We start from the raw sequence: 19,704 nt of genomic DNA on the forward strand, positions 1-19,704 counted from the left end.
CAAAAGCCTTCCCGTCATCAGGTCGGTTCAAGAGGTATGACATGCGTAGGCGAAGTCTCTTTACATGTGAGGCCGGAGGGAATAACCGGAAGCGGATCATAGGTTTAAGGTTCGGCTGAAAATGCACGACGCCGTGACGGATGAACCCGCGCCGACCGACGGAAAGCCCCATGAACAGTCGGGGCGCTATGAAGACTCCGGTTTGCAAGGCCTTTGCGGGATCGCCGCCTATTATCGCATTGTCGCGAGCCCTGATCAGATCCGGCGGGAACTCGCGCTTCACGGAAAGAGCGTCAGTTGCGAAGACCTCGTGCGAGCCGCCGCTCTTATCGGACTCAAAGCGCGCGTAATTCGTCCCATACATAAGCAAAGGCTTGCCGCCCTCCCTTCGCCTGCGATCGTTCGAACGCGCGCTGGTCGATTTGAAGTCTTTGGCGGCAAAATGCCGGCCGGCGATTATCGCCTCGTCGATCCGATCACGCGCTCGGATCGTAACCTTCCCTTAGATCAAATTCATGAGGCGCTCGACGCGGTCATTCTTGTTTCTCGTAGACTCGGCGGCGCCGGCGTCGAGCCCAAGCATTTTAGTCTTCGCTGGTTTCTTCCTTCGATTTGGCGCTATCGTCGGCCGCTGCTTCACGTCCTCGTCGCATCGTTCTTCGTGCAGATCTTTGCGCTGGTGACGCCGCTGTTCTTCCAGGTCGTCATCGACAAGGTCCTCAGCCACAGGGGCTATGATACGCTCTTCGTTTTGATCGGCGGATTGGCGGTTATCGGCGTTTTCGACGTTGTGCTTCAGTATTTGCGCACTTATGCGCTGTCGCATACGACCAATCGGATTGACGTCGAACTCGGGCGCCGCCTGTTCTTTCATCTCTTCCATCTGCCGATGGCGTATTTCGAGACGCGATCCGCCGGGCAGACGGTGGCGCGCGTAAGAGAGCTCGAGACGATTCGCGCTTTCTTGACGGGCCAGGGGCTGTTCTCGCTCTTGGACATCTTTTTCACCATCGTCTTTCTCGCGGTTCTTTGGGCCTACTCCTGGAAACTAACCCTGATCGTCATCGCGTCGATACCGCTTTACCTTATCGTCGCGGCGTTCATTCGGCCGATCCTCCAGGAAATGATCAAGGAGAAGTTCAACCGCGGCGCCGAGAGCCAGCAGATGTTGGTGGAAGCGGTCGTTGGCGTGCAGACGATCAAGTCGACCGCTGTCGAGCCCTCGATGCAAACGCAATGGGAGGAGAAGCTTGCTTCATATGTATCGAAATCATTCGATACCGGATTGCTGGGGGCGGGGGGCCAGTCGGCGATTCAATACATCAGCAAGCTCACGAACGCGCTGCTGCTGCTGTTTGGCGCCAAGGCGGTTATCGACGGCGAGTTGTCTGTCGGCGAGCTCGTCGCGTTTAACATGATTTCCGCGCAAGTCGCGCAGCCCATCTTGCGGCTCTCGCAAATCTGGCAAGATTTCCAGCAGGTGCAGATCTCCATCGAGCGTCTGGGCGATATCCTGAATGCGCCCATGGAGCCGTTAAATCTGGCGCATGGGAGTTTGCCGCCGGCGAAGGGCGAGATCGAGTTCAGGAACGTCACCTTCCGCTATCGGCCAGGCTCGCCCGAGATATTGAAAAACATCTCGTTTACAATAAAGCCGGGAGAAGTCATCGGAGTGGTCGGACGCTCCGGATCAGGCAAGTCAACCCTCGCAAAATTGATTCAGCGCTTTTATGCGCCTGAAGAGGGACAGATTCTTGTCGATGGCGCTGACATTATGCAGGTCAACCCGGCGTGGCTTCGCTCGCAGATCGGCGTCGTGCTGCAAGAGAATCTGCTCTTCAACCGCAGTCTTCACGATAATATCGCGCTCGCCAATCCTGCGATGTCTCGGGCTCAAGTCGTGGCCGCGGCGAGAATGTCCGGAGCGGATGAGTTCATCAGTCGGCTCGCCAATGGCTACGACACGATGGTGGAGGAACGGGGAAGCAATCTTTCCGGCGGACAGCGACAGAGAATCGCGATTGCGCGCGCGCTTGCGATCAATCCTCGGATCCTCATCTTCGATGAAGCGACCAGCGCCCTGGACTACGAAAGCGAACGCATCATCCAGAAAAACATGTTCGAGATCGTCAAGAGCCGCACTGTTATCATCATCGCTCATCGTCTGCAGGCCGTCCGGAGATGCGACAGAATCATCAGTCTCAGCGACGGGCGCATTCAAGAGATGGGTGCGCATGATGAACTCATCCGCAATCCCAACGGTCTTTACGCTCACCTCTGGTCTCTTCAGAACGATTTGGAAAACGTTTGATGCGTCTAAAGAGGGGAAGCAATCTGTCGGAGCCAAGCGCTGACGGTCTGCCTCGTCTCCGCGCTGCGGCGGAACGGCTCGCGCTCGTGAAGTGGGCGCGTTCCGACGGAGAGTTTCTTCCGGCGGCCATCTCGATTCTGGAAACGCCGCCGTCGCCTGTGCATATTGGTCTGCTCTGGGCGATCTGTTTGCTGTTGAGCGTCGCGCTGACGTGGATGTATTTTGGCCATATCGACATCATCGCAATTGCGCAGGGGAAAATTCAGCCGGCCGGCCGCGTAAAAACCATCCAACCGCTCGAGACCGGCCGCGTCGTCGCGATCCATGCAGAGAACGGGCGGCATGTCACTGCCGGAGAGGTCTTGGTGGAGCTCGATCCGGCGGAAGCAGTCGCGGACGAAAGGGGATCCTCGATCGTCTATTTGGCCTATGTCGCGGAGAAAGCGCGCCGGAAAGCCGCTTTGAACGCGATCGCCAATAATTCCTACGACAAGGAAATAGCCGTTGACTGGCCGGCGGAAATTCCAGACCAGCTCAGGGAGCGCGAAGGTCGCATCCTCAGAGGCGATTTAAGACAGCTTCTGAGTTCGTTGAAGAGCATCGATGCGCAGCTCGAACAAAAGGAAGAGGAGCAGAAGCGCCTCAAGAATACGATCGCGAGTCAGGAATCGCTGCTCGCGACTCTCAAAGAGCGCGTCGTTATGAGGAAGGGGCTGCTCGCCCGCGGATCGACGCCGAGGGCGGCGGTCATCGATTCGATCGAGGCGCTGCAGGTCCAGCAAACCAACCTTGCGACCCAGCAAGGGCAGCTCACGGAAGCTCAGGCCGCGAGCCGCGTGCTGCGGCAAGAACGAGCAAAGCAAGTGGACGCATTTGTCGCTGAGAACGAACAAAGGCTGGGCGAAGCTGAGCGTCAGATCGATGATTTTGAACAAAGGCATAAGAAGGCGCACGAGAAAACCGAACATATGACGATTAGGAGCCCAATCTCCGGGACCGTCTTTGGCCTGTCGGTCACCACAAGAAATCAGGTTCTTGCGACGGGCGAAGAACTCATGCGGATCGTGCCGGATGACGCCGATCTTGAGATCGAATGCTATGTGCAGAACAAGGATATCGGATTTGTAAAGAAGGACCAGCCGGCCGTGGTGAAGGTCGAATCATTTCCCTTCACGCGCTATGGCTCGCTTGACGCGATGGTGACGCGTGTTGCGCATGACGCGATACCCGAGCCTGACGCTCAAGCGCTCGAAGGCAATCCGGCGCGGCCCGCCAAGAATAACTACTTCGGCGGCGCGCAACGCACCCAGAATCTCGTCTTTCCGGTGACCCTTCGCGCGCAGCGTTCGACGATGAACATCGATGGCGTCGACGTTCCATTGTCTCCAGGCATGGGCGTCACCGTAGAGATAAAGACCGGACGGCGCCGCATTCTTGAATATTTGTTTTCTCCACTGCTCGAAGTGGCGTCTCGCGCGATGAAGGAAAGGTAGTTTTAGCTCGATGTGCAGGCTTGGAAAAACGCCAATATGCGCATGCGCGCCGAGCGATCAGCCGCGCCGGCGACATTTTCTTCTGGCCTGGATTGCGTGCGGTATATTTTATGCGCCGGCGCAGGCGCATGGAGATACGATACACGGCGCGTTAGAGAAGGTTTACACGACAAACCCCGAAATCGACGAACAGCGAGCGAATGTTCGCGTGCATGATGAAGAGGTCTCAAAGGCCTATTCCTACGCGCGGCCAAAAGCCAGCATATCCGCAACGGGGGGGCCGCAGAGAACGCTGATCCGCGCTCCGGCCGGGATTGATCAGTTCAGCAGCAGACAATATCAGAGCGACAAATATTCGGGCAAGCCGCTGAATGCGACCTTCGCTTTTCAGCTGCCCGTGTTGGATGGCGGCAAGGCGAGCGCGAGTCTAGGTCAAGCGGAATCCGGCGTATTGGCCTCGCGGGCGGTTCTTCGTGACGCCGAGCAGCAGGCGCTCTTAAAGGGCGCGACCGCGTATATGAATGTGCTGCGCGACGCCGCTGTCGTTCGTCTCAAGAAGAATAACATCGGCGTTCTGCGCGAACAGTTGCGGGTGACAATAGATCGCTTCGATTTCGGCGAAGTGACCCGCACCGACGTCGCTCAAGCCGAAGCCGCGCTCGCCCAATCGCAAGCCGATCTGGCCGCCGCGTTCGGCGCCCTTGAAAATAGCGCCTCGGTCTATCGTCAAACGATCGGCGAGGAGCCAAAGCTGCTGCAGCCGGCGCCCTCGCTCGAGGCGCTTCTTCCAGAAAGCCGCGACGACGCAATTGCGGTCGCTCTCGTCGATCACCCGTCCATCGTCGCCGCCGTTCACCAGATCGATGCCGGAGAATCGGCCGTCAAAATTGCGGAAAGCGCGATCCTGCCGACGGCGTCGGTCGGCGCTCAAGTCATTCAACAATTCGATTCATATTTTGGCTATCCAAAAACCAGGCAGTTTGGCGCACAGGTGTTTGGCCAATTGAACGTGCCGCTTTATCAAGGCGGCGGCGAATATTCGGCCATACGGCAGGCGAAAGAGCAGCTCGGTCAGGCGCGTATTCACGCCGACGTCGTCAAGAATTCCGTCAGGGCGGCGGTCATTCAGGGCTTCAGCCAATTCACGACGGCGAAGGCCGCCGTTTCATTCAACATGAAAGCCGTCAAGGCCGCCGAGGTGGCGCTGCGCGGGGTCAGAGACGAAGCCGCGTTCGGACAACGCACGACGCTCGACGTGCTGAACGCGCAACAGGCGCTGCTGACTGCTCGCGTGAATCTTGTGACGGCGCAACGGGATAGGGTTGTCGGCTCCTATGCGGCGCTTGCGGCGATCGGGCGCCTCTCATATGCGACTCTCGACCTCGACGTCATGCCTTACGATCCGTCGGCGCATCTGGAACAAATTCAACATAAGTGGATCGGCGTCTCCGTTCCCGGGGAGCAGCAGAATGAAGCTCAGTCAATAACCGATCGCCTCTTCCCGTAAGCGCCAAAGAAAGGCTCCTGTCTTGCGCGATCGATCTGCGGTCTGGGCATGGGGGGCTGCGAACCGGGAGCAATCGGGGAGCGCGTCATGCCGCATTTGAAAGATACGGATGGAATGCCCCTTACGCCGCATCTGCGCCGGCTCGAAGCCGAAGCAATTTTCATATTGCGAGAAGCCGTGGCCGAATTCCAGCGTCCGGTGATGCTCTATTCGATCGGCAAGGATTCGAGCGTGATGTTGCATCTCGCGCTCAAGGCCTTTTTTCCGGCCAAGCCGCCCTTTGCGCTGTTGCATGTCGACACCACGTGGAAGTTTCGCGACATGATTGCGTTCCGCGATCAAACCGCGGCGCGCGTCGGAATGGATCTGATCGTTCACACAAATGAAGATGGGCTCAAGCGCGGCGTCTCGCCCTTCACGTGCTCTTCATCCGCTTATACGCAAGCCATGAAAACCGAGGCGCTCAGGCAGGCGCTGAACGAAGGCGGATTTGACGCGGCGTTGGGCGGCGCGCGCCGCGACGAGGAGAAAAGTCGGGCGAAGGAGCGAATCTTCTCGCATCGAACCGCCTCCCACGGTTGGGATCCCAAGAGTCAGCGCCCCGAGCTTTGGCGGATATTCAACACGCGCCTCGGCGCCGGCGAGACCATGCGAATCTTTCCGCTGTCGAATTGGACCGAGATCGACATCTGGGATTACATCGCCGCGGAAAACATCCCGGTCGCGCCTCTGTATCTCGCAAAGGAGCGGCCGATCGTCCGCCGCAACGGCGCTTACGTCATGGTCGACGATGAGCGGTTTCCGCTGGCGCCGAATGAGGTCGTCGAATCGCGGCGCGTGCGCTTTCGAACGCTGGGCTGCTATCCATTGACCGGCGCCATCGAATCGGAGGCGGACACGCTGGAGGCGATCATCGCGGAAATGCGACAGGCCTCGACCTCTGAACGTCAGGGCAGGCTGATCGACTTCGATGAGTCCGCGTCCATGGAGCGAAAGAAGCGCGAGGGGTATTTTTGATGACCGCTCCCTTTATCGCAGATGCGGACATCCTCTCGACAGCCCAGCCGAACCCGCCGCGACCCACTTTGCGGGTCTTGACCTGCGGATCGGTCGACGACGGCAAGTCGACGCTCGTCGGGCGTCTTCTCTATGAACGTCGGCTGATCTTCGACGATCAACTTGTCGCTCTGCGCAGCGACTCGCTGCGGCATGGGGCTCTGGGCGGGGAGATTGATTTCGCCTTGCTGGTCGACGGACTCGAGGCCGAACGCGAGCAAGGCATCACGATCGACGTCGCCTACCGCTATTTCTCCACCCCCGCGCGTTCGTTCATTCTGGCCGACGCGCCCGGCCATGAGCAATATACGCGCAACATGGCGACGGGAGCGTCAAACGCCGAACTGGCCATACTGCTCGTCGACGCCCGCAAGGGTCTGCTGACGCAGACGCGGCGACATGCGACGATCGTCTCTCTCCTTGGCGTTCGGCACATCGTGCTCGCCGTCAACAAAATGGATCTTGTTGCTTACGACCAAGCCGTGTTTGAAAGAATTGTCGGCGAATTCGAAAGCGTCGCGGCGTCGCTCGCCTTTAGCGCCGTCGAAGCGATCCCGATCTCCGCCCGCCACGGGGACAATGTCGTCGCCGGCTCGGCGAATATGCCGTGGCGCGACGGCCCCAGTCTCCTGGCCTATCTCGAAAACGTCGAAGTCGAGACGGATGGCGCCGATGCGCCGCTGCGGCTGCCGGTGCAATGGGTCAATCGCCGAAGCGACGCCTTCCGCGGCTTCGCCGGCGCCATCGCTTCCGGCCGCCTCCAGGTCGGCGATGAAATCGTGGCCGCCGCTTCGGGACGGAAAACCAAGATCGCGCGGATCGTCGCGATGGGCGGAGACCTGTTCAGCGCCGCTGCGCCGGACTCGGTCATGGTGACCTTCGCCGATGAAATCGACGCGTCTCGCGGCGACGTTCTCTGCCATCCGACAATGCGCCCGAACGTCGCCGACCAATTCGCCGCGCATCTGATTTGGATGAGCGACGACGCCCTTCTGCCTGGCCGTTCCTATCTGATCAAGATCAACGGCCGGTGTCTCGCCGCGAGCGTGACGGAGATCAAGCACAAGCTCGACGTCGACACTGGCGCAAAGAGCGCCGCCAAGACGCTGAGCCTCAATGAGATCGGCTTTTGCAACGTCGCCACCGCCGCGCCCGTCGTCTTTGATTCATACGATGAAAACCGCACGACGGGCGCTTTTATCCTGATCGACCGCTTCACCAATGCGACCGCCGCCGCGGGGATCATCGCCTTTCCTCTGCGCCGCGCGACGAATATCCATCTCCAGGAGCAATCCGTCTCCAAGGCGACGCGCGCGCGTCTCAAACATCAGACGCCTGCGGTCCTATGGTTCACCGGGCTTTCCGGCGCGGGAAAATCGACGATCGCCAATCTCGTCGAAGCGAAGCTTGTCGAACGTCACGCCCATACGCTGTTGCTCGACGGCGACAATGTACGGCACGGCCTCAACAAGGACCTCGGCTTCACCGAAGCGGATCGCGTCGAAAACATCCGTCGGGTGGGAGAAGTCGCGAAACTCATGGTCGAAGCGGGCTTGATCGTGCTTTGCGCCTTCATTTCGCCCTTCCGCGCCGAACGGCGAATGGTCCGCTCGCTCGTCGGAGAACAGGAATTCATCGAGATCTTCATCGATGCGCCGCTCGATGTGTGCAAGGAGCGTGATCCCAAGGGATTGTATAGGCGCGCGCTCGCCGGCGAGATCAAGAATTTCACCGGCGTCGATCAGCCGTACGAAACGCCGGAATCCCCAGAGTTACGGCTCAGTTCCGCCGAGCGCTCGGCCGAAGCCATCGCCGACCAGATCATCGCCTATCTTGAGGCGCGCCACTTGCTGAGCGTATAGCGGCGCAAGGCGGCCGGTCGAGCGGTTTACAGGACTTCGCAAAACCTTTGGCGGCAAGCGCGATCCGCTCGGGCGCCTATCGGGCGAGCGCCTCGGCGTGCTGGCCGAGCAAGATGAAGAAGCCGTCGCCTGACGCGCGACGGGGACGGTCCGTCGGATTCGCGCATGGCGTCGTCGCGCTCGAGCCCGATTAGGAAGTCGCCGAGAAGGTGACGAACTTCCATTCGCCGCAGTATGATCGCCGCGTCGCCTGGGACGAGCCTGACATCGGGATCGCGTGGCCGGCCGGCGCCGGAAGCGCCGCGCCGTCGGACAGGATCGCAAATGGCCACGGCTGCGGGATCTGGCGGAGGTTTTTGGGTGAAGTGGGCAAGATGAAGCGCATCGCCGTCACCGGGCTCACCGGCCAGGTCGTCAGCTCCCTCATCGAGCGCGCGCCGAGAGGCGTCGAAATGCTCGCGCTCGGCCGTCCGCGCTTCGACCTTTCCTCGCGCGACATGGTTCTCGCATCGCTGCGCAGCGTGCGCTGCGACGCCATCGTCAACGCCGCCGCCTATACGCAGGTGGACAAGGCCGAAAGCGAACCCGATGTCGCGATGCGCGTCAATGGCGCGGGCGCGGGCTTCGTCGCCGAAACCGCCGCCGAACTGAAGGTGCCGTTGCTGCATCTTTCGACCGACTATGTCTTCGACGGAACGCTTGATCGCCCCTATCGCGAAGACGACGAACCCGGCCCGACCGGCGCCTATGGACGTTCGAAGCTCGAAGGCGAAAGGCAGATTGCCGCGCGCTGCGAAAATTCGGTCATTTTGCGCACCGCCTGGGTTTACAGTCCGTTTGGAGCGAATTTCGTCAAGACGATGCTAAGTCTTGGCGAAACGCGCGATGAAATCGGCGTCGTCGCCGACCAGATCGGCAATCCGACGAACGCGCTGGACATCGCCGACGCGCTGCTCGCCATCGCCGAAAGGCTGGTCGACGATTCCGATCCGCGTCTGCGCGGCGTTTTCCACATGACCGGGCAGGGCGAGGCAAGCTGGGCGGATATGGCGGACGCGATCTTTGCCGCGGCGGAGAAGCAGGGCCGCAAGCCCGTGCGCGTCAAGCGCATCAGCACTGCAGACTATCCGACGCCGGCCCGCCGTCCGGCGAATTCACGGCTCGACAACGCCAAGCTCGACGCCAGCTACGGCGTCGCGCTGCCCAAATGGCGCGACTCCGTCAACGCCTGCGTCGCCCGATTGCTTCCTCGCTGAACAGGATTCTGACGCGCGGAATCTGTCCCGTCCGCCACCGCGGGTGAGGAAAACAATCCTTTATCAGATTCCTGCGATTGGTTTTAAGAGTCTTGATTTCCTGCCCTTCCCCTGCCATATAGGGCTCATCTTCATCTCATAACGATCATTCTCGGGTGATCGCCGATTGAGAGTGGGGCCCCCCGGGGACCCGCTCTTTTTGTTTTGATCGGCCCAGAGCAGCTTCAAGGACAAAGCTTGACGCAAAACGCCGCCGCCATCACGACATTTGACGAGCCGCGTCTCGTTGGTGAGACCGGCGTCGCCGCGCGCGTGGCGCATCTTGTAGAGCCGGTGCTGGCGCAGCTGGGCTACCGACTCGTGCGCGTGCGGCTCTTGCAGCAGAACGGGCAGACTCTGCAGATCATGGCGGAGCGTCCGGACGGAACGATGACCGTTAATGATTGCGAGGCGGCGAGTCAGGCGCTGTCGCCCGAACTCGACGTCGCCGATCTCATCGCCAGTGAATATCGCCTGGAGATTTCTTCTCCGGGCGTCGATCGTCCGCTGGTGCGTCTGTCGGATTTTCACCGCGCGATCGGTCATGAGGTCAAGATCGAACTGACCCATCCCGTGGCGAGCGGACGCAAGCGCTTTCGCGGCGTCATTCGCGGCGTCGAAGGCGAGGGACAAGGCGCGATGCTCGCGCTGGAGCGCACCGACGCGCGCTCGGACGAGGAAAAAACCGTATCGCTGCCGCTCGCCGATCTTGACGAAGGCCGGCTGGTGCTGACTGAGGCGCTCATTCGCGAGTCGCTGCGGGCCGGAAAGCTCCAACAGACTGAAGACAAGCAGGAGGAGGCGGACGCGGAGGAACGTCCGCGCCGCGGACCGGGACGCTTTCGCGGCCCCGCGCAAAAGAAGCAAAAACCGCTGGCTCCGGCCGGCGTTCAAACCCAGTTCAAGAAGGCCGGCGGCAAACCAAAGCCCCCCGGCCGTTCGAGGGGAGACTAACAATGGCCGTCAGCGCCAACCGACTTGAGATTTTGCAGATCGCCGACGCCGTCGCGCGCGAAAAGTCGATCGACCGATCGATCGTCATCGCCTCGATGGAGGATGCGCTGCAGAAGGCGGCGCGCTCGCGCTACGGCCAGGAAACCGAGGTGCGCGCCGAGATCAACGCCAAGACCGGCGAAGTTCGCTTCTCGCGGCTGCTGCTCGTCGTCGACGAAGTCGAAAATGACTCGACGCAGATTTCGCTCGCCGAAGCGCGCAAGCGCAATCCGGCGGCGCAGTCCGGCGACTGGATCTCCGAAACGCTGCCGCCTTTCGACTTCGGCCGCATCGCCGCGCAGTCGGCGAAGCAGATCATCGTGCAGAAAGTGCGCGAGGCCGAGCGCGACCGCCAATATGAAGAATACAAGGATCGCATCGGCGAAATCGTCAACGGGGTGGTCAAGCGCGTCGAATACGGCAATGTCGTCATCGATCTTGGCCGCGGCGAAGCCATTATCCGCCGCGACGAGATGATCCCGCGCGAAATGTTCCGCCCGGGCGATCGAGCCCGCGCCTATGTCTATGATGTGCGCCGCGAGCAGCGGGGCCCGCAGATCTTTCTCTCGCGCACCCATCCGCAATTCATGGCGAAGCTGTTCAAACAGGAAGTGCCGGAGATCTATGACGGCGTCATCGAGGTGAAGTCGGTCGCGCGCGATCCCGGGTCGCGCGCCAAGATCGCCGTGGTGTCGCGCGATTCCTCGATCGATCCGGTCGGCGCCTGCGTCGGCATGCGCGGCTCGCGCGTCCAGGCGGTCGTCGGCGAGCTGCAGGGCGAACGCATCGACATCATTCCCTGGTCCGCGGACGCCGCGACCTTCATCGTCAATGCGTTGCAGCCGGCCGAAGTGGTCAAGGTCGTCCTCGACGAAGACAGTTCGCGCATCGAGGTCGTGGTGCCGGACGATCAGCTGTCGCTCGCGATCGGCCGGCGCGGCCAGAATGTGCGTCTCGCCTCGCAGCTGACCGGCTGGGACATCGACATTCTCACCGAGGCCGAAGAATCGGAGCGCCGGCAGAGGGAATTCGTCGAGCGCACGAAGTCGTTCATGAATGCGATCGACGTCGACGAGGTCGTCGGCCGGCTGCTGGCGTCCGAGGGCTTCCGCTCGGTCGAGGAGCTCGCCTATGTCGATCTCCCCGAACTCGCGACGATCGAAGGCTTCGACGAGGATACTGCGGCGGAAATTCAGAACCGCGCCAAGACCTATCTGGAGCGCATCGAGGCGGAGAACGAAGAGCGCCGAAAGGCGCTAGGCGTCGCCGACGAACTGCGCGAGATCGAGGGCCTGACGAGCGCGATGATGGTCAAGCTCGGCGAGAACGACGTGAAGACGATGGAGGATTTCGCCGGCTGCGTGCCGGACGACCTCGTCGGCTGGAGCGAGAAGAAGGATGGCGAGACGGTCAAGCACGAGGGCTTTTTCGAGGGCATTGACCTGTCGCGTGAAGAGGCTGAAGCGATGATCATGTTCGCGCGGGTGCGCGCCGGCTGGATCGAGGAGCCGGTGGCGACAACCGAGGTCGAGGCTGAAGCTCAGCCGGAAGGCGAATAGCGGATTGATCGAGGGCATGACGCGCGAGCCGCATGTTTCGGAGAGGACCTGCATCGTGACGCGCCGGAGCGGCGCGCCCGAGGCGATGATCCGCTTCGTTCGCGGGCCGGATGGCGCGCTTGCGCCTGACATCAAGGCGCGGCTCCCCGGCCGCGGCGTCTGGGTGACGGCGCGCGCCGACGTCGTGGCGCAGGCGGCGCAAAAGCGTCTGTTCGCGCGCGCGCTGAAGACGCAGATCGACGCCGCGCCGCAACTGGCCGAAGACGTCGACCGATTGCTCGAAGCCGATTGTCTGCAGATGCTGTCGCTGGCCAATAAGGCGGGTTCGGTTGTGGCCGGCTTCGGCAAGGTCGCCGACGCCCTCGCGCAAGGTTCTGTCCGCGCCCTTATCGAAGCGCGCGACGGCGGCGAAGACGGCAAGCGCAAGCTTGCCCAAGCCGCCCGGCGCGCCGGATCGACGACTCCCGTCATCGGCTTATTTTCATCGCTGCAATTGGATTTGGCGTTGGGCCGCACAAATGTGATACATGCTGCCCTCGCCGGGAGCGGCCCGACGACGGCTTTCATCGGGCGATGCCGTCGACTCGCAGCCTATCGGGGCGTATGCATCGACGGCGCGACGGCGATGGGCGACGAAATCGAAGCGAAGCCGAGCGGCTGCGCAGAGTGAAATTAACGGGTCGTAGCGACCCAGGATTGGGAACTGGATGAGCGAAGGCGAGAACAGCGGCGACAAAACTCTGACCGTCGCGCCGTCGAAGACGTTGCACTTAAAGCAGCGGCCGGTCGAGCACGGCATGGTCCGTCAGAGCTTCTCCCATGGCCGCTCAAAAGTGGTCGTGGTGGAGAAGGTGAAGCGTCGCGCGCCCGGACAGGCCGAACCGGCGAAGCCGGCCGGCGCGGCGGCCCCGATCGCGGAGTCGCCGACCCCGCCGCCGAAGACCGCGCCGAAATCCGCGACCCAGCGTCCCGCGCCCGCGCCGCGCTCCGGCTCCGGCGTCGTGCTGCGCGCGTTGACCGATGAGGAGCGCGAAGCGCGCGCCCGCGCGCTGGTCGACGCGAAATCGCGCGAAGAGGAAGATCGCCGCCGCGCGGAAATCGACGCCAAGGCGCGCAACGAACGCGAGGAGCGCGAACACGCGGAGCGCGCCGCCGCCGACGCGCGCAAGCGCGAGGAAGAAGAGCGTCTCGCGCGCGAAGCCGAATCGAAACGCAAGTCCGAGGAAGAGGCGCGTCGTCGGCTGCCGGCGGACGCCGCCGGCGCTGCGGCGCCGCGGAGTCCTCCCGTCGGGGCCGCCGCGCCTAGTCCGGCCGCCGCGCCGCGCCCGCCCGTTCGCACCGAGGGCGAAACCGCGGTGCGTCGTCCGCCGGTGCGCACCATCGGCGGCTTTACGCCGCCCCAGCCGCCCCGCCCGACGCCCTCGCGCGGCGGCGCGATGAAGGATCGCGGCCGTCTGACGGTCGCCACCGCCACCGCCGGCACCGACGAAGAGCGCACCCGCTCGGTCGCGTCATTCAAGCGCCGCCAGCAGCGGCTGTTCCGCGGTCAGGTGGAGCAGAAGGAAAAGGTTCTGCGCGAGGTGATCCTTCCCGAGACGATCACCATTCAGGAACTCGCGAACCGCATGTCGGAGCGGGCCGTCGACGTCATCCGCCTGCTGATGAAGCAGGGCGAGATGCACAAAATCAACGACGTCATCGACGCCGATACGGCGCAGCTCGTCGCCGAAGAGATGGGCCACACGGTCAAGCGCGTCGCCGAATCCGACGTCGAGGAAGGCCTGTTCGACACGCCCGACGTCGACGCCGATCTGACGGCGCGTCCGCCGGTCGTCACCATCATGGGCCACGTCGACCACGGCAAGACGTCGCTGCTTGACGCCATTCGCCAGGCCAATGTCGTCTCCGGCGAGGCCGGCGGCATTACCCAGCATATCGGCGCCTATCAGGTGACGGCCCCGAACGGCCACGCCATCACCTTCATCGACACGCCCGGCCACGCCGCCTTTACGGCGATGCGCGCCCGAGGCGCCAAGGTGACGGACATTGTGGTGCTGGTCGTCGCGGCCGACGACGGCGTCATGCCGCAGACGATCGAGGCGATCAATCACGCCCGCGCCGCACATGTGCCGCTGATCGTCGCCATCAACAAGATCGACAAGCCGGACGCAAAGCCGGAGCGGGTGCGCACCGAACTGCTGCAGCATGAAGTGCAGGTCGAGACCATGGGCGGCGAGACGCTCGAAGTCGAAGTTTCGGCGAAGCAGAAGACCAATCTCGACAAGCTGCTCGAACTGATCGCGCTTCAGGCCGAGGTGCTCGACCTGAAGGCCAACGCCGAACGCGCCGCGGAGGGCACCGTCATCGAGGCGCGCCTCGACAGAGGCCGAGGTCCTGTCGCGACCATGCTGGTGCAACGCGGCACGCTTCGCGTCGGCGACATTGTCGTGGCGGGAACCCAATGGGGCCGCGTGCGCGCGCTGCTCGACGATCAGGGCGTCGCGCGTCCCGAGGCCGGACCGAGTTTCCCCGTCGAGATTCTCGGTTTCAGCGGCACGCCGGAAGCTGGCGACCGCGTCGCTGTCGTCGAGTCGGAAGCCCGCGCCCGCGAGATCGCGGAATATCGCGAGCGTATGAAGCGCGACAAGATCGCCGCGCGCGGCGGTTCGGCGCGCGGTTCGCTTTCCGACATGATGAGCCAGCTCAAGACGGCGGGCCGCAAGGAATTCCCGCTCGTCATCAAGGGCGACGTGCAGGGCTCGGTCGAAGCCATCGCCGCGGCGCTCGAAAAGCTCGGCACCGACGAGGTCGGGGCGCGCATCGTGCATGCCGGCGTCGGCGGCATTTCGGAGTCCGATATTTCGCTCGCCGAAGCCTCCAACGCCGCGGTCATCGGCTTCAACGTGCGGGCGCACAAAGAGGCGCGCGACGCGGCCGAACGCTCTGGCATCGAGATCCGCTACTACAACATCATCTACAATCTCGTGGATGACGTGAAAGCGGCGATGTCCGGGCTGTTGGCGCCGACGCTGCGCGAAACCCTGCTCGGCAATGCGACGATCCTCGAGGTCTTCGACATTTCGAAGGTCGGCAAGGTCGCCGGCTGCCGCGTGACGGATGGCAATGTCGAGCGCGGCGCCAATGTGCGGCTCATCCGCGACAATGTCGTCGTGCATGAGGGCAAGCTCTCGACGCTCAAGCGCTTCAAGGACGAGGTCAAGGAAGTCGCCGCGGGACAGGAATGCGGCATGGCTTTCGAGAACTATCAGGACATGCGCGCCGGCGACGTCATCGAGTGCTATCGCGTCGAGGAAATCAAGCGAACGCTGTAGGCGACGCTGCGCCGCCGCAAAACATCATGGCCGGGCGCGTCCCGGCCATCCTCGTCGCGCTGAGCCGCGCTACCTTCATTCGTTACGCTTCATGCGCGGGATGTCCGCCACAGGCGCGGCCGTGAGACGACTGCAATCATCGGGTCCAAAATGTCCAGAGCTCATCACTCACAGGCGGGCGCGCCGTCGCAGCGCATGTTGCGCGTCGGCGAACTCGTGCGCCACGCCGCCGCGCGGCTGCTCGCGCGCGGCGAAATCAGCGATCCGGTGCTCGAGAAGCATGTCGTGACCGTTTCGCGGGTGAAGATGAGTCCAGATCTCAAGCTCGCGACGATTTACGTCGTTCCGCTGGGCGGCAAGGATGAGCCGGAGGTGCTCGCCGCGCTGGATCGCCACAAGCGATTTTTGCGCGGGGAGATTGTGCAAGAGGTGAATTTGAAGTTCGCGCCCGAAATCCGCTTTCGGATCGACGACACATTCGACAATGTGTCGCGCATCGACGCGCTGCTCAGTTCCGACCATGTGAAGCGCGATCTCGCCGATGGCGACGACGCCAAAGAGGGTGGCGTTGAGGAATGAGCAAGAAAAGATCGGACCGCGTTGTCGTCGACGGCTGGGTGGCGCTGGATAAGCCTGTCGGACTCACGTCCACGCAGGCGGTGTCGCGCCTCAAGCGCATCTACAACGCCCAAAAGGCAGGCCATGCGGGCACCCTCGATCCGCTCGCGTCCGGCATTCTTCCCGTCGCCTTCGGGGAAGCGACAAAGACCGTGCCTTTCGTTCAGGACGGCGAGAAGGCCTATCGCTTCACCGTGCTTTGGGGCGTCGAGACCGATACCGACGATTCCGATGGGCGCGCGATGCGGGAGAGCGCCGTGCGGCCGGAGCGCGCCGCGATCGAAGCTCTGCTGCCGCAGTTCGTCGGCGAAATCATGCAGACGCCCCCCCAGTTTTCGGCGATCAAAATCGCCGGCGAGCGCGCCTATGACATCGCCCGCGAGGGCGAGCTGGTCGATTTGAAGCCGCGAGCGGTCACGATCCGTTCGCTGACGCTGATCGACGCGTCCCGCGACGAGGCGACATTCGTCATGGAATGCGGCAAGGGCGCCTATGTGCGCGCGCTGGCGCGGGATCTCGGCCGGATCTTGGGCTGCTTCGGCCATGTCACGGCGCTGCGGCGCACCCGCGTCGGCCCCTTCGTTGAGGACGACGCCTATACGCTCGACGAGATCGAAAATCAGAACATGGCCGCTGAGGCGCTGCTGTCGGTCGAGGCCGGATTGGCCGAACTGCCTTGCGTCGTCGTCGATCGCGACACGGCGGCGCGGCTGCGGCGCGGCGGCTCGGTGATTTTGCGCGGCCGCGACGCGCCGCATGAGGGCATTGTCTACGCCGCCTGCGGCGGCGTGCCGGTCGCCTTCGGCGAAATCGTCCAGGGCGCGCTCGCGCCGGCGCGGGTGTTCAATCTGCCGTTCTGACCAAGCGTGTCTCGCCGACTGCCGATGACTCGCGAGGACAGGCGCGCCAGGCGCCTGACGCCGCATTTTCGGCGATGTTGATCTTGTTCCTCGAAGCTTGTCCTATGGGCTACGAGATTCGCCGCGCATGACACGTCCGCCCAAACTCCTCATCTTCGACTCTGGCCTTGGCGGCCTCACGGTCTTCGCCGAGACCGTCAAGCTGCGCCCGCACGCGGATTATCTGTATTGCGCGGATGACGCCGGCTTTCCTTATGGGTCCTGGAAGGAGCCGGAGCTCGTCGAACGCGTGATGGAGCTGATGGAGAGGCTGATCGCAGAGCACGCGCCGGACATCGTGGTCATCGCCTGTAACACCGCGTCGACGATCGTTCTGCACTCTTTGCGCGTGCATTGGCCCGCCTTGCCTTTCGTCGGCACGGTGCCGGCGATCAAGCCGGCGGCGGAGCGCACACGGTCAAAGATGATTTCCGTGCTCGGAACGCAGGGCACGGTGGCGCGCGACTATACGCAAAACCTCATCGCGCAATTCGCCGCGCATTGCTCGGTGACCCTCGTCGGCTCGAAACGCCTGGCGAGTCTCGCCGAGAGCTACATGCATGGGGAAAGCGTGAGAGACGCCGACATCGGCGCCGAGATCGCTCCCTGTTTCCAGGAAGAAGGCGGCAGGCGCACGGACGCCGTCGTTCTCGCCTGCACGCATTATCCGCTGCTGGTCGATGAGTTCAAACGCCTCGCGCCCTGGCCGGTCGAATGGATCGACCCCGCGCCGGCGATCGCGCGGCGCGCGGATCAATTGCTCGGCGAGCGCTTCGGCCCCGACGCCGCGGGAGACCGCCAGGGCTCCCGCTGCGCCAATTTCACCAGCGGCGTCCGTCCGCTGGCGCCGCTCGCCGCAACGCTCGGGCGCTACGGCCTTGCGTGGGCCGCCGTCGCCCCTACCGTTTAGTGCGGCGCGTGGTCGAGTTTCGCGAGCGCCTCTTTCGCATGCTTGACGCCGCCCTTGGCGTCGCCCTTTTCGCCAAACTTGATCGCCTGCTTCAAATGGACGATGCCGGCGCGCACGAAGCGGTTCGACTTTTCCTTCTGGGCGGCCTGAGCGTGCGTCAAAGCTTCCTTGCCGTGTTCGACGACCCCTTCGGCCTTGCCTTCCAGACCGGCGTCCACCGCCTGGCGCGTATGGGTGATCGCTTCGGCGACATGATTTTCCTGCGCGAGGGCGATTGGCGAGAACAACGCCGCGACCGATAGCGAGACGAGGGCGATGAGCGTTCGGCGGATCATAGTTTTCCCTCCCAATAACCTTGCTTAAACGCGGACTTGACCGTTACCGTCAGCTCCGCTTTTGCAGATTAATGCGCTCACGGTCCCGCGCAAGAGCCGCGACGCCGGCGCGTCTCGCCGTCGCGCGTTAGGGTCTTGGGCGATCGGTCAAGGTTTCGAGAAAAGCGACGATGGCGTCGATGTCTTTTTCGGACAGCCGCGGCTTTTCCCCCGGCTTGCGATCGTAGGGAACCTCTTCGACATTGACGTTTTCATGCGCGGAGGCTGGCAGGTCGTCGTATTTTTTCGGCTTGCCGCGCGCGTCTTTGGGATACCAGCGGCCGGGATCGGTGTCGCGCGTCGCGTAAAAGGCGACGACGTCGCGCAGCTTGTCGAAGACGCCATTGTGCAGATAGGGGCCGGTGACCGCGATGTTGCGCAATGTCGGCACTTTGAACGCGCCGCAAACGCTCTCGATCTTGAAGCCCGCCGGCGCCGCATCAGCGAGTCCCGGTCGCGCGCACAGGCCGAGATCAGGAGACGAGCCGGGTTGCGCAGCGCTCGGAATCGCTGCGTTTTTAGGGCCGCCGAGCGCGTCATAGGTGAAATCGGTAAAGAGCCAATCCTCGGGATTGCGCGACTCTTCCTTGCCGGCGTGGCAGGCGAGGCAATTGCCTTTCTTTGGATCCTTGAAGAGCTTGAAGCCCTTCTTTTCCAGCGCCGTCAGCTGCGTTTCGCCGCGCAGATAATCGTCGAATTTGGAGGCGAAGGGATGAAAACGGGCGCTCGTCTCAAAGGCGACGACCGCTTGCGCGAGTTTCGTGAAGGCGGCGTCCGGATCGGCGAAGACTTTGTCGCCATAGACCTGGCGGGCGAGGTCGGCGTAGGGGCCGCCCTGCACCGTCTCGACGATGAAGCGCTTTGATGGCGCGTTCATTTCAAGCGGGTCGAGCATGGGTCCTTCGACCTGAGCGACGAGATCGCGCGCGCGGCCATCGAGGAACTGTCCGCCCGCCGGGATTTTTTCGATCTTCCCCGACTCTTCATCCTTATCGTCAATGAAGTCGAAAGGCGGCGCGAAGGACGCATACATGATCGACGGCGTGTTGCGCTTGCCCAGAGACGTCGGCAGCGAGCCCCGCGCCACGGCCGGGACGCTCGAACCATTATTGCCCTGAAAGGCCGTCGCCGCGTCGTGGCAGGAGGCGCAGGAGACGCCCGCCGGACGCGACAGGCGCGCGTCTTCGAACACGCGCTTGCCGAGAAGTTCGAGCGCCGTCAGGCCGCGTTCATCGCCCGCGCCGCCGGCGCCCGATGGCGCGGGCTGTGCGTAGAGCGGGGAGGAGCCGAGCAATGCGAAGACGACGCAAAGCGCGGCTCGGCGCGCCTCGCGTAGATAGGAAAGGGTCACTTGCAGCAGCCCGTTGGAGAAGAAAAGCGCGCTTCTCGCGCCCCGCGAAACTTTAGGAATCGCGCGGCGCAAAGGTCAATTTCGTTAATTTGGATATCTTCCAGCAAGGCTGCGAATTTACGCCGCATGCGGCGCGCCGCGCCG

At 62.8% G+C, this 19,704-nt stretch carries 15 protein-coding genes; 13 read left to right on the top strand and 2 right to left on the bottom strand.

The window, feature by feature from the left end; translation table 11 throughout:
* Positions 1 to 121 precede the first annotated feature (121 nt).
* The 13 genes from BN69_RS12475 (at position 122) to murI (ending at position 17,835) form a co-directional block, all read left to right on the top strand.
* On the top strand, positions 122 to 2,311 hold the full coding sequence (locus BN69_RS12475) for a type I secretion system permease/ATPase (RefSeq protein ID WP_014891978.1): 2,190 nt from the start codon (positions 122 to 124) through the stop codon (positions 2,309 to 2,311).
* Positions 2,311 to 3,804 (top strand): HlyD family type I secretion periplasmic adaptor subunit, encoded by a 1,494-nt coding sequence (locus BN69_RS12480; RefSeq protein ID WP_014891979.1) that lies wholly within the window; start codon positions 2,311 to 2,313, stop codon positions 3,802 to 3,804. Before BN69_RS12475 ends, BN69_RS12480 begins: the two co-directional genes overlap by 1 nt.
* Before the next feature lie 10 nt (positions 3,805 to 3,814).
* Positions 3,815 to 5,311, top strand: a complete 1,497-nt coding sequence (locus BN69_RS12485; protein WP_014891980.1) for a TolC family outer membrane protein — start codon at positions 3,815 to 3,817, stop codon at positions 5,309 to 5,311.
* A 114-nt stretch (positions 5,312 to 5,425) separates the two neighbouring features.
* On the top strand, positions 5,426 to 6,328 hold the full coding sequence (gene cysD / locus BN69_RS12490) for a sulfate adenylyltransferase subunit CysD (protein WP_014891981.1): 903 nt from the start codon (positions 5,426 to 5,428) through the stop codon (positions 6,326 to 6,328).
* The gene (gene cysC, locus BN69_RS12495; protein ID WP_014891982.1) at positions 6,328 to 8,229 is read left to right on the top strand and encodes an adenylyl-sulfate kinase; all 1,902 of its coding nucleotides are present in this window, start codon (positions 6,328 to 6,330) and stop codon (positions 8,227 to 8,229) included. Before cysD ends, cysC begins: the two co-directional genes overlap by 1 nt.
* A gap of 374 nt (positions 8,230 to 8,603) precedes the next feature.
* Positions 8,604 to 9,485 carry a dTDP-4-dehydrorhamnose reductase gene (gene rfbD, locus BN69_RS12500; RefSeq protein WP_014891983.1) on the top strand — a complete coding sequence of 294 codons (882 nt, stop codon included), beginning with the start codon at positions 8,604 to 8,606 and terminating at the stop codon, positions 9,483 to 9,485.
* Positions 9,486 to 9,722: 237 nt separating this feature from the next.
* A complete protein-coding gene (gene rimP, locus BN69_RS12505; RefSeq protein WP_014891984.1) occupies positions 9,723 to 10,478 on the top strand; it encodes a ribosome maturation factor RimP in 756 nt (251 codons plus the stop codon).
* Between the two features lie 2 nt (positions 10,479 to 10,480).
* Positions 10,481 to 12,076: a transcription termination factor NusA gene (nusA, locus tag BN69_RS12510; protein WP_014891985.1), complete on the top strand. Its 1,596-nt coding sequence runs from the start codon at positions 10,481 to 10,483 to the stop codon at positions 12,074 to 12,076.
* A gap of 16 nt (positions 12,077 to 12,092) precedes the next feature.
* Positions 12,093 to 12,746: an RNA-binding protein gene (locus BN69_RS12515; protein ID WP_173370396.1), complete on the top strand. Its 654-nt coding sequence runs from the start codon at positions 12,093 to 12,095 to the stop codon at positions 12,744 to 12,746.
* Positions 12,747 to 12,783: 37 nt separating this feature from the next.
* Entirely contained in the window at positions 12,784 to 15,408 is a 2,625-nt protein-coding gene (gene infB / locus BN69_RS12520) for a translation initiation factor IF-2 (protein ID WP_014891987.1), read from the top strand.
* 150 nt (positions 15,409 to 15,558) lie between these two features.
* The gene (rbfA, locus tag BN69_RS12525) at positions 15,559 to 15,987 is read left to right on the top strand and encodes a 30S ribosome-binding factor RbfA (protein WP_083858757.1); all 429 of its coding nucleotides are present in this window, start codon (positions 15,559 to 15,561) and stop codon (positions 15,985 to 15,987) included.
* Complete coding sequence (truB, locus tag BN69_RS12530; RefSeq protein ID WP_014891989.1) at positions 15,984 to 16,886, top strand: tRNA pseudouridine(55) synthase TruB; 903 nt, start codon at positions 15,984 to 15,986, stop codon at positions 16,884 to 16,886. Before rbfA ends, truB begins: the two co-directional genes overlap by 4 nt.
* Positions 16,887 to 17,013: 127 nt before the next feature.
* Positions 17,014 to 17,835 carry a glutamate racemase gene (murI, locus tag BN69_RS12535; protein WP_014891990.1) on the top strand — a complete coding sequence of 274 codons (822 nt, stop codon included), beginning with the start codon at positions 17,014 to 17,016 and terminating at the stop codon, positions 17,833 to 17,835.
* Here murI and smbP read toward each other — a convergent pair.
* Both smbP and BN69_RS12545 read right to left on the bottom strand, forming a co-directional pair.
* The gene (smbP, locus tag BN69_RS12540) at positions 17,832 to 18,170 is read right to left on the bottom strand and encodes a small metal-binding protein SmbP (protein WP_014891991.1); all 339 of its coding nucleotides are present in this window, start codon (positions 18,168 to 18,170) and stop codon (positions 17,832 to 17,834) included. The genes murI and smbP overlap by 4 nt on opposite strands.
* 127 nt (positions 18,171 to 18,297) lie before the next feature.
* Entirely contained in the window at positions 18,298 to 19,560 is a 1,263-nt protein-coding gene (locus BN69_RS12545) for a cytochrome-c peroxidase (protein ID WP_014891992.1), read from the bottom strand.
* Positions 19,561 to 19,704 lie beyond the last annotated feature (144 nt).

It is taken from the genome of Methylocystis sp. SC2 (assembly GCF_000304315.1).
Taxonomy (GTDB): domain Bacteria; phylum Pseudomonadota; class Alphaproteobacteria; order Rhizobiales; family Beijerinckiaceae; genus Methylocystis.